Source organism: Psychrobacter sp. ER1, assembly GCF_048631835.1.
In the GTDB taxonomy this organism is placed as follows: Bacteria; Pseudomonadota; Gammaproteobacteria; order Pseudomonadales; family Moraxellaceae; genus Psychrobacter.
In genome coordinates this window covers 2,621,630-2,632,611 of record NZ_CP184640.1, presented here as the reverse complement: position 1 = coordinate 2,632,611, position 10,982 = coordinate 2,621,630, and the positions used below count along the sequence as shown (strand labels likewise).

At 43.0% G+C, this 10,982-nt stretch carries 8 protein-coding genes and 1 pseudogene; 5 read left to right on the top strand and 4 right to left on the bottom strand.

What is annotated here, in order from left to right; genetic code table 11:
- Positions 1 to 139 precede the first annotated feature (139 nt).
- The 4 genes and pseudogenes from ACOBWA_RS12235 to gmk all read right to left on the bottom strand — a co-directional run bounded on the left by ACOBWA_RS12235 (position 140) and on the right by gmk (position 4,222).
- The gene (locus ACOBWA_RS12235) at positions 140 to 520 is read right to left on the bottom strand and encodes a RidA family protein (RefSeq protein ID WP_057761400.1); all 381 of its coding nucleotides are present in this window, start codon (positions 518 to 520) and stop codon (positions 140 to 142) included.
- Positions 521 to 633: 113 nt separating this feature from the next.
- A pseudogene (locus tag ACOBWA_RS12230) lies at positions 634 to 2,831 on the bottom strand (RelA/SpoT family protein).
- Between the two features lie 339 nt (positions 2,832 to 3,170).
- The gene (gene rpoZ / locus ACOBWA_RS12225; RefSeq protein WP_057761396.1) at positions 3,171 to 3,431 is read right to left on the bottom strand and encodes a DNA-directed RNA polymerase subunit omega; all 261 of its coding nucleotides are present in this window, start codon (positions 3,429 to 3,431) and stop codon (positions 3,171 to 3,173) included.
- A 164-nt stretch (positions 3,432 to 3,595) separates the two neighbouring features.
- On the bottom strand, positions 3,596 to 4,222 hold the full coding sequence (gmk, locus tag ACOBWA_RS12220) for a guanylate kinase (protein ID WP_420229508.1): 627 nt from the start codon (positions 4,220 to 4,222) through the stop codon (positions 3,596 to 3,598).
- Positions 4,223 to 4,574: 352 nt separating this feature from the next.
- Here gmk and ispH point away from each other — a divergent pair, with 352 nt between their 5' ends.
- The 5 genes from ispH (at position 4,575) to ACOBWA_RS12195 (ending at position 10,980) form a co-directional block, all read left to right on the top strand.
- Positions 4,575 to 5,531 (top strand): 4-hydroxy-3-methylbut-2-enyl diphosphate reductase, encoded by a 957-nt coding sequence (gene ispH, locus ACOBWA_RS12215; protein WP_114700587.1) that lies wholly within the window; start codon positions 4,575 to 4,577, stop codon positions 5,529 to 5,531.
- Positions 5,532 to 5,584: 53 nt separating this feature from the next.
- Positions 5,585 to 5,752 (top strand): hypothetical protein, encoded by a 168-nt coding sequence (locus ACOBWA_RS12210; protein ID WP_261869025.1) that lies wholly within the window; start codon positions 5,585 to 5,587, stop codon positions 5,750 to 5,752.
- A gap of 134 nt (positions 5,753 to 5,886) precedes the next feature.
- On the top strand, positions 5,887 to 6,702 hold the full coding sequence (locus ACOBWA_RS12205) for a thioesterase family protein (RefSeq protein WP_420229507.1): 816 nt from the start codon (positions 5,887 to 5,889) through the stop codon (positions 6,700 to 6,702).
- A 554-nt stretch (positions 6,703 to 7,256) separates the two neighbouring features.
- On the top strand, positions 7,257 to 9,179 hold the full coding sequence (gene htpG, locus ACOBWA_RS12200; RefSeq protein ID WP_420230775.1) for a molecular chaperone HtpG: 1,923 nt from the start codon (positions 7,257 to 7,259) through the stop codon (positions 9,177 to 9,179).
- Between the two features lie 319 nt (positions 9,180 to 9,498).
- The gene (locus ACOBWA_RS12195; protein ID WP_420229506.1) at positions 9,499 to 10,980 is read left to right on the top strand and encodes a C13 family peptidase; all 1,482 of its coding nucleotides are present in this window, start codon (positions 9,499 to 9,501) and stop codon (positions 10,978 to 10,980) included.
- Positions 10,981 to 10,982: the final 2 nt, after the last annotated feature.

Genomic DNA, 10,982 nt, shown 5'->3' with positions numbered 1-10,982 from the left:
TCGCAGTCTTATTAGGTGAATATGAGATCAGAATAATAGAACGGAGACCAATAAGCTTAGCATGATGCTAAGCTTATGGTGATATGACTTATAGGCTGTTGTTAAAATTAGCACCTAATATTAAGCATTAAATATCATCTTATTCGATATAAAGAATAGACTCAATTTCTACCACACCACCTTTAGGTAGAGCAGCTACTTGAACGGCAGCGCGGGCAGGGTACGGCTCGCTTAGATTGGCGACAAACACTTCGTTCAAGACAGCAAAATCACTCAAGTCAGTCAAAGATACATTGAATTTGACCACGTCATTTAGACTGCCACCAGCTGCTTCACAGATAGCTTTGATGTTTTCAAATACTTGCTCAGCCTGTGCTTTAAAACCTTCTCTTAGCTCCATCGTGTCAGGATCAAAACCAAGCTGACCTGAGATATAGACAGTATTGCCGACTTTTACAGCTTGTGAATAAGTGCCGACTGCTGCAGGTGCTTTATCAGTTTGGATGGTTTGACGAGTCATGGGGTATCCCTTTTATATTTTATGTGAGTGATTCATTGCTACTAGAATAGCAGTTCTATTTTAGCTATTTGCATCACAATTATAGCAGTGATGCAAATCAGCAAATGCGCTTATTATAATTGATATAACCGTATAATGTTAGGGAAACCTAGCAGCGAGCGTAGTTCACGGATACCCTGTGCTAAATGGTTGCGACTACGTACCACGATATGAATGATGGTATCAGTATTGCGAACATCAACGGTTTCAACCCCCATATTGAGCTGGCGTAAGTGATAAATAACTTCACTAATTTGCTCGTCACTAAGCGCAATAGAAAGCTTTAAGTAAGCAGGAAAACGAATCTTGCCGCTATTTTTTAGATCGTGCTCACCGATGTCGCCTTGTTTGACAGCATTGTCATTGCGCCAACGTAACTGGATCACCTGATAAGGATTGTCCTTACGGATATCATCCAGTGAAAAACATTTATGACGATGAACGACCAAACCATGACGTGATAAATGGCCTACGATAGGGTCGCCATATATTGGATGACAGCAATTAGCAAAATCAAGCTCGACACCAGCAGCATTTGCAATCAGCTGTTGCGGTTGAGTCATATCATCGCTATGTACTTTCGCCTGTAGATCGCTCAGCTCATCGCTAAATAAACGTGTCACGACTAGCTGAGGAAGTAGCGTACCTGAGCTTATTTGTTCAAATAGCGCATCTTTTTCTGTCAGACCGCGCCATTCGGTCAGGTCTTTCCAGTCAGCATCTGTCAAATCATCAAAACTTTTCTGATGCGTTCTGAGCGCACGATCTAATGCTTGCCTGCCATGGTGTTGTTTGTCAGCGATAGACAGATCTTTGAACCAACGTAAAATTTCTTCACGGGCTTTGTTGGTTACTACAAACCCTAACCACTCCGCTTTTGGTTCTGAGTGACTGTTCACTTCTATCTCAACGGATTGTCCGTTTTTACTACGGTGCCAAGTTTTGCAGCTTTACCATCGATATTTGCACCAACGGCAACGTTACCAATCATAGGCCCGACCGCGTAGGCGAAGTCTAGAGCCGTTGCCCCTTGCGGAAGCTCGTAAGCACGCCCTTGAGGACTGTAGCAAATGATCTTACTAGAATGCAGGTAATCCATCAGCTCATTGATAGTAGAGACTGCTGCTGAGAAATCAGGACTGTTTTCATTCAGATTGTCTTCATCGACCAAATCTTTCATGTTGCGCAATGACGCTTGGATAACCGACTGACTCACATCAGATGCGTGCTCTGCACCAATGACACCAAGTCTTGCAGCGCTTTGCATTTGCTTGGTTAATATAGTGACTTTTACCACATCATTGTCACGCTCATAGATGAGGGTGAGGGACTGGTTACCACCTGGCAGCGGCCGACGAATATTATCCGCAATATGGGTATCATCAATCTGATATTTTTTGATCAAATAATAGGCCAGCTTATCGCATGCTTCGATATTGTCGAGGACGATCTCAAATGCATAGTGACGCAGTAGCGCATTAATCTCACCGCGATTGCGGAAAAACTGACGATATATGACCACGCGATTGTCTAACACTTTGACCAGACCATTGAGATCCAAGTTATTTAGCACGATACTCAAATAACGATGAATGGACTCTCTTTGAAAGTTACGTCCAAGCCCATGCTGTAGCAGTTTATCAGACAGCTTGTTGTACATATCAGAGTCTAAATTGCGATAACACAATACTTCGATATAGTCAGCAATATCATTCAGACCCATTAATCGGGCAAATGGCACATAAAAATCCAAGGTTTCTTGAGCTGTGGTGCGTTGCTTCTCAGGACGTACCGCGTCTAGCGTAGACATATTATGTAGACGGTCAGCAAGCTTGATAATGAGTACACGCGGATCAGCGAGAGTGGCGGTTAAAATTTTATGAAAGGTGGCCGCTTTATTCTGCTGCTTGTTATGTGAAGAGGACTTTAGCTTGGTCACACCATCGACCAATCTTGATACAGTTTCACCATAACGCTGCTTGATTTGCTCATCACTAACTTCGGTGTCTTCGACCGTATCATGCAGGATTGCTGCAATGATGGTATCTCGATCTAAGCGAAAGCCCGCTAGTATCTCAGCAACAGCGATTGGATGCGTGATATAAGGTTCCCCTGATTTGCGCTTGTCTTTAATGTGCGCAATATCTCCGAACTCACAAGCATCAACAATATCACGGCGCTCAGCAGCAGTGAGATAACCTACCGAACGTAGTAAATTATATTGAGCATCATCGACGAGGTGATGACTGAGTTTGGGTAGGGTTTGACTCATAAAATGATGATCCTATTTTCCATGACCTACTTGTTGGGCCACTTACCGAAGCAAATGGAGGCTAAATAATGACCTACCATACAAAACTTAAGGATGAGTACGCCATTCTCTAATTAATCGCAAATCGCTTTCAATGTCAACTGATAAGCGTGTGGGCGATGAAAAAATTTCACTAAGTGGTCTATTTTGGGGATAAATGGTGACCAAAATAGCCAATACATTATTATCACAACCAAAAAACCACAGCCTATGCTGTGGTCTCTATAGTTGATCAAGATATGTATTTATTTTATAAAAACACGATTGGCTTTATAAAATACATCTTATCAAAACAGCTGATTAGAAGCTGTGGTCGCCTGACAATGCTAAATCTAATGAGCTAGTAGCAAAATTATGCTCTGGCTGATTTAGAATGTCGCGTGTGATTTTGCCAGCGGCAATTTCACGTAGTGCCAATACTGTAGGCTTGTCGTTATCAACGTCAACCAACGGCTCGGCAATACCTTTGGCCAATTGACGGGCGCGTTTGCTTGCGACCAAAATTAGCTCAAAGCGATTATCAACATTATCCAAACAATCTTCAATCGTCACTCGTGCCATAAATAGCTACCTCGGTTGTTTTTATTAGTAACGGACCTTGCCCGCCACTCAATAAAAATAATATCAAAAATATAAAGGGGGATAGCTAAATATTATAGCATTTTTTGCCAAGTCGCGTAGTTGCTTTTTATATCTACTTACGAGATTAGCTGCTTGTGCGTAGTTTACTCTTCTACCTGAGTGTTTAGCAAGTTGCTAATCGTACGATGATAGCGTTGCTGCTGACGACCAAGTGTCTGCCTGTCGGCCACGATAATGGCTTTTAGCTCAGCTAAGGCTACGTCAAAATTATCATTGATCACTACATAGTCAGCATTCACATATTGTGCCATTTCGGTGACCGCGCCAGCTAGACGGCGCTTTATAACTTCTACAGAATCTTGCGCGCGGGTTGAGAGACGTTGACGTAATGTCGCAATGCTGGGTGGTAGAATAAAAATCATAATGGCATCGGGAAAGATATTTCTGATTTGCGTCGCGCCTTGCCAGTCAATCTCCAGAATCACGTCGATACCCGCCGCTAGCTGAGTACGTACACTTTCCTCTGACGTGCCGTAATAGTTACCAAATACTTCAGCATGCTCTAGAAATAGACCCGCATTGATACCATTGGTAAAACTATCGGTATCTGTGAAATGATAGTGCTGACCATCAATCTCGCCTGGGCGCGGGGTGCGAGTCGTATGTGAGATACTGACCGTTAAGTCGTTGGTCGTAGCAAGTAATTGCTTAACCAGTGAGGTCTTGCCCGTACCTGAGGCGGCAGTAACAATAAATAATGAACCTGTCATACAATTTATCCTAATGGAATATGTGCTAGTAAAATGCGTCTTAGTAAAAGACTAAAAGACGATTCAGTCAGTGGTAGAGACTGGAAAAAGAAAAAACGCCATCATGTATGGCGATAGAAATCATCATAGTTGCGTCATTATAAACTGCTTTTATATGAGATAAAGTGGGTTTTGCAATATGTAGCTAGCATGTTGATATTTGCACCTGACATATTGCAATGAGTGCGCTGCTATTTTTGAGGGCAATAAAATCAAATTATGCTAAAGTAGAGCATTGATTTCGCCCTAACTTTTGAATAAAAACATTCAAAAATACGTTTTAACTATAAATTATCCAATGATAGGCCTTTTTATGCAAATTTATCTTGCCAATCCCCGTGGATTTTGTGCTGGTGTGGACCGTGCAATTGCGATTGTTAATGAAGCATTGACACGTTTTGAGCCGCCCATTTATGTCCGTCATGAAGTTGTGCATAATAAGTTTGTGGTATCAGACTTGGCCAATCGTGGTGCGGTGTTCGTTGAAGAGCTTCACGAAGTGCCAGATGGATCTGTTGTTATCTTCTCTGCTCACGGCGTGTCTAAAGCAGTTGAAGATGAGGCTGGTCGCCGTGATATTACTGTGTTTGATGCAACATGCCCGTTAGTGACTAAAGTACACATCGAAGTGGCGAAGTTCGCGCAAGATGGCATGGATGCAGTATTGATAGGACATGCAGGACACCCAGAAGTCGAAGGCACGATGGGACGCTTTAATCGTCGCCATGGTGGACAAATTCATCTGGTCGAAGATGAGAGTGATGTGGCCGCGTTGACCGTACAAGATGCCGAACGCTTGGCATTTGTGACTCAGACAACCTTGTCGATGGATGATACTGCGCGCGTCATCGATGCGCTGCGTGAAAAATTTCCTAGTATCCAAGGTCCCCGCAAAGACGACATTTGCTATGCTACTCAAAACCGCCAAGATGCGGTCAAAGATTTGGCCAGTCGCTGTGAAGTGGTTTTGGTAGTCGGTTCACCAAACTCATCAAACTCCAATCGCTTGCGTGAGCTGGCTGAGCGTATGAATTGCCGAGCGTACCTAATCGATAATGCCAGTGAGATGGACAAGCGTTGGTTAGATGGTGTGCAGAGTATAGGCGTGACCGCTGGTGCATCCGCGCCCGAAGTATTAATCCAAGAAGTATTGCAACAGTTGCAGGACTGGGGTGGTGATCTGCCTAGTGAGCTATCTGGTATTGAAGAAAATGTGACGTTTAGTCTGCCAAAAGCGTTGCGGATTCCTGTCACTCAGGTTGGTAAGTAATTAGTGTTTGTATTTATATTTGTATGAACCATCATTGATATGGATAAGGTCACATGAAAGAACCAAAAGCCAGATTTGTATTGGCAGAGGCCACGCTCGCTGAAGTCAACAAGCAACTAAAGCTCAATATGCTAGTGATGGCAGCAGTAGTTTTTGTATTGTTTATGAATATCATGAAGTTTATGGCAGAAAAAGCTTTTTCTACGCGATGCTCGCAGTAGTCATGGTCTGTTTATTATTTTTCATACAAAAGGCTCGCCGTATTCTCACGCTAAGAAAACAAGAGCTTATTCATTAATAGAAAGTACAAGCCTAAATAAAAAATACAGATAAAAGTACAAAATATAGGATAGCTATGACTGCTTATTACAAATTTATCAAACGAGAATTACAAGAAGACGGTGTCAGTGTGGCGCATTATCAGCCAACCAAGCATGCTCAAGGTGCTTGGAATGAGCATGAGCAGCACATGGCACCAGCAACAGGCCTACTGACAGCTGAGATCAACAGCTTTGCGCCACAACCCAATACTCGTATTGCACGTGTGAGCCTCGATATCTTGGGGCTAATACCGCTTGACGATTTTACTATCACTACTCGCTGTATCCGACCTGGCAGGACTATTGAGCTGGTCGAAGCGGTCATGAGTAGCCGCGGCCGCGATGCTATCATTGCAAGAGCGTGGCGACTAATTACTCAAGATACCAGCGAGATTGCCGGACTTGAAGATCAACTAGCAGAATACAAACCTGAAGAACTACCAGTTTGGGAAGGTATGAAAGGCTGGCCGGGCGGCTTTATTGAGAGCGTACGTCTAGTAGCAACAGAAGACCGTCGTGCTGGTCGCGGTATGGTATGGATTACCAATGATCTCGACATGGTAGAAGGCGAGCCGACTGATGACTTGGTGCATCTGTTAGGTATGGTCGATACTGCCAATGGTGTTGTACCAAGATTGGGTCTTGGTTTGTCTCAGTTAGAGTGGATGTTTCCCAATACTGATTTGCAAATCCATATGCATCGCTCGCCAAAAGGTCGCTGGCTCGGTATCGAGGCTGTACAACAATATGGCGATGATGGTATCGGATTGACCAGTGCGGTATTGCACGATGTATACGGCCCTTTTGGTCGTAGTGAGCAAATCCTTACTATTCGTCCGATGCCACGCTAAAAGGCTAAGAGTCAGCCAGCTTATAGTTTTGTAAAATAAAATAATACGTTGTAATCAATTAATTATACAAATAATAGAGAAATGGTTTTAATAGTAGCTAACAAGATAATATTACTAACAAGCCGATTTTAATCGACATAGAGGTTACTATGAAAGCCCATACTCAATTTTCAAAAAAGCTGACGACTCTCTGGGATATATTGATAGAAGCATATTCAGAATAGTTGCTGTTGTTTGCGCTTTAATTGCTATATAAGAAAATAACTGAGCAATTAAATGACGAAGCAAGTAAAAACCAAGCAAACAAATGACTGATACCAGAACACCGCCTTGGTAAACAAGCGCGGTGTTTTTTATTGAATAGGGCTTTTGAGCTTGAATTTTTCTCAATGCCCCTATTAGTATAGACAGTTTAACGGTATTGCATGCGGCAAGTTCTCTAACATTATGAGAACGGCTTTAGTGAGTATATCGTTATCTGATAATAGGTCTTTCATAGAATTTAAAGGAGTTTTTATGAGTGAAGCAACTCAAGCTGAAGGTCTGAATCCAGAATTAAAAAACATACGTTTGAAGCGGAAGTGGCGCAGTTACTGCATTTGGTAACGCATTCACTATATTCTAACGCTGATATTTTTGTCCGCGAATTGGTATCTAATGCGTCGGATGCTTGTGATAAGTTGCGCTTTGAAGGCACAAATGATGATAGCCTTTATGAAGATGATGGCGAATTAAAAATCCGCATCGCTGTTGACGAAGCCGCCAAAACCATTACCTTTACCGACAATGGTATTGGTATGAACGAAGCCGATGCAATTGAAAACTTAGGTACGATTGCTAAATCAGGCACCAAGGCGTTTTTAGACAAATTGTCTGAATCACAGAAACAAGACGGTCAATTGATTGGTCAGTTCGGTGTTGGTTTTTACTCAGGTTTTATCGTGGCTGATACCATCAGTGTCGAATCACGCAAAGCGGATGAGCCTGCGGATAAAGGCGTGCGCTGGGTATCAGATGGTACTGGCAGCTTTACTGTTGAGCCTATTACCAAAGACACGCGCGGTACGGCGATTACTTTGCACTTAAAAGAAGAATATAGCGAGGGTGAAGATAGCTACTTGGACCGCAGTAAAATCAAGCGCTTGGTCAATAAATACTCTGACCATATCAGCTTGCCGATTCAGATGCGTAAAGAGATCTGGCAAGAAGACGTAAAAGAAGACGAGAATGACGACACGCCTACTGGTGGCCAGATGGTACTCACTGATGACTGGGAAACAATCAATAAAGCCAGTGCACTATGGACTCGCTCTAGCTCTGAAATTGAAGATGATGAGTATGTCGATTTTTATAAGAATATTTCTTATGACATGGATGCGCCGCTTACTTGGACGCATAACCGTGTAGAGGGTCGCGTACAGTATACGCAGCTACTATATATCCCTAAAAAAGCGCCAGTTGATCTATACACTCGTGAGCAGCAGCATGGTCTAAAGCTTTATGTGAAGCGCGTCTTTATCATGGACGAAGCTGAACAATTGCTACCGATGTATTTGCGTTTTGTGAAAGGGGTCATCGATTCAGCCGACTTGCCATTGAACGTGAGCCGTGAGCTACTACAAGAGTCACGTGATGTAAAATCTATTCGTGATGGTAACGCTCGCCGTATCTTAACCTTGCTCGCAAGTCTTGCTAATAGCGAAGACAGTGACAAGCAAGAAAAATTTGCACAGTTCTATGCAGAGTTCGGTGATGTCATCAAAGAAGGTTTAGGCGAAGACGTAGGCAATCAAGAACGTATTGCTAAGCTATTGCGTTATGCAACTAGCACCCAAGACGGTTTGGTAACAAGCTTTGAAGACTATAAAGGCCGTATGAAAGATGGCCAAAAAGCCATCTACTACCTCACAGCTGATAACCTAGCCGCTGCGAAAAACAGCCCGCAACTTGAATTATTCAAGAAAAAAGGCATCGAGGTTATCTTGATGACTAGCCGTGTTGATGAATGGGCAATGAACTTCTTGACCTCATTCGATGAGACACCGCTGCAAAACATCGCCAAAGGCGCAGTAGATTTAGGCGACTTGCAAGATGAAGCAGAAAAAGCGGAAGCGGAGAAAGCCCAAGAAACGCTAAAGCCTGTTGTTGATAAATTAAAGGCTGCATTGGGCGAGCGTGCTAAAGACGTCAAAGTGTCTACTCGTTTAGTCGATAGTCCAGCTTGCTTGGTTGTAGGTGAAGGTGAGTTATCGCCACAAATGATTCAGATGCTACAGCAAATGGGTCAGGACGTACCAGCAAGTAAGCCAACGCTAGAAGTAAACCCTGACCATCCACTCATCAAAAAGCTTGAAAGCAGTGAGCAGTTTGATGATCTGGCGCAAGTCATTTTTGATCAAGCATTATTGGCAGATGGCGGTCAGCTAGATGATCCAGCCGCTTATCTAAAACGCGTCAATGAGCTATTGATGAGATAATGTTTAGTAATTAGTAAAAAAAGGAGGCTTTATATAAGAGGCCTCCTTTTTATTTGAATTTTTAGCCAAATCTGAGTGAATTTTACAAATCAGCCTTATCCTCTTAACCGACAATCCGTTACAATCGCGATAGATTAGCGAGCTAAAATATTAGGCAATGCTAGTCATCTTCTATAATCACTCCATCGTGAATTCAATATAAATCGATGTCTGCATGCTGTACAAAAAATCGTCAACTGATTGCACCGCGCGGCTGTTACATTAAGATAATTATCATTGAGTCATTTTATTTTTCTCGACTGGCTAGAGGTCTAAGTCTTTGTCACTTACGTCGTTAAAAACCGTCTCGCTTCAGCGTTTTTCGCTCAATTTCGCTGCTAATATTATTGCAACCTTGTGGATGCTGGTGGGCTCAACACGGGCTTTTTCTTGGGTTAAACCTACTTTTGTACAGTTTGCCGTATTTGCACTATTGGCACTTGGTAGTAATGTTTTATTTTCATGGTTAGCTGCTGAAAGTGGCAGTATATTTAATGAGCAAGGATTGGTCAGTTATTTGATCTGGCCGATGATTATTTTGCTTGGTGGTATTATTTTGGCTCGGCGAGCGAGTAATCAAGCATTGGTATTTGTACCAGTAGTACTATGGTTGGTTGCTGATACATTGTCAGCCCTATTGCAGAGCTTGGTGCAGTTTTTTGGTAGCTATGGTTGGTTGCCAAATTGGAGTTATTCGTTCTTACCAGTACTGTTTTTAGTATTGTTCTTATGGCAGACGCTAGCGTTACTTTGGATATTTTCCCGTCGTCTGCGTATACCATGGTGGGAGCGAATCATTGTATTGGTCGGCGCGGTTGCGTTGCTGACTATCTGGCAGCGTAATGTTGCTGATCAGCCGATCTTTAAGCAAATACCTGTAGAGCCTGTATTAGAAGAGGCGGCACTGTATCAGCAGCCACGCCTATTACAGCAAGCATTGGATAGTATAGACCCAAGTATCGATGGCAAAACCGACTGGTACTTTATGGGAGTTGCAGGATTCTCTGATCAAAACGTTTTTCGTTCCGAGATTAATAAAGTGCGCGAGCTGTTTGATGTACGTTTTGGTACCAGCGGGCATTCACTATCGCTGATTAATAATACTTATAGTTGGCTAGATGAACCAATCGCTACTAAGACTAGCATTTTGCGCGGTCTAAAGAAAATCGGTCAGCAGATGAACGCTGATGAAGATGTGTTGTTCCTGACGTTGTCTTCACATGGTAACCAAGATATCGTTCAGTTGGCAAATCCGCCGCTTGCGATGGATAATTTAGATGCTACATGGTTGCGTGACGCGCTAGACGCATCGGGTATTCGCTGGCGTGTGATCGTGGTGTCTGCCTGCTACTCAGGTTCGTTTATTGACGAATTGGCATCGCCAACCACGGTAGTGATTACTGCATCAGCCGCTGACAAAGCATCATTTGGCTGCACGAATACAGCTGAGATGACGTATTTTGGTCAAGCGTTTTTTGCTGAAAGCCTACGAGGGAATACCAGTTTTGAGTCGGCTTTTAAGGATGCCAGTATACGGGTCAATGAGCGTGAGAGCGCAATGGGCTTTGAGCCATCAGAGCCGCAAATGGTGATTGGTAGCTTAATGGAGACGGCATTACCTGCGTTTGAGCAAGTATTGTTTGATAAGGCGCGCCCATCCGTTGCTAGTATTACAAATAATGCTACCTCTACAACAGTTAATATTTTAACTGACAGCACTACTAATCTGTCGGTAGACGAAGTAGAGATAGCTGCTGAATAGCT

Bases quoted from the DNA above. Each gene is read 5' to 3' on its own strand.
- ispH (WP_114700587.1), top strand. From the start codon at position 4,575: ATGCAAATTTATCTTGCCAATCCCCGTGGATTTTGTGCTGGTGTGGAC.
- ACOBWA_RS12210 (WP_261869025.1), top strand. From the start codon at position 5,585: ATGAAAGAACCAAAAGCCAGATTTGTATTGGCAGAGGCCACGCTCGCT.
- gmk (WP_420229508.1), bottom strand. From the start codon at position 4,222: ATGACAGGTTCATTATTTATTGTTACTGCCGCCTCAGGTACGGGCAAG.
- rpoZ (WP_057761396.1), bottom strand. From the start codon at position 3,431: ATGGCACGAGTGACGATTGAAGATTGTTTGGATAATGTTGATAATCGC.
- ACOBWA_RS12205 (WP_420229507.1), top strand. From the start codon at position 5,887: ATGACTGCTTATTACAAATTTATCAAACGAGAATTACAAGAAGACGGT.
- ACOBWA_RS12235 (WP_057761400.1), bottom strand. From the start codon at position 520: ATGACTCGTCAAACCATCCAAACTGATAAAGCACCTGCAGCAGTCGGC.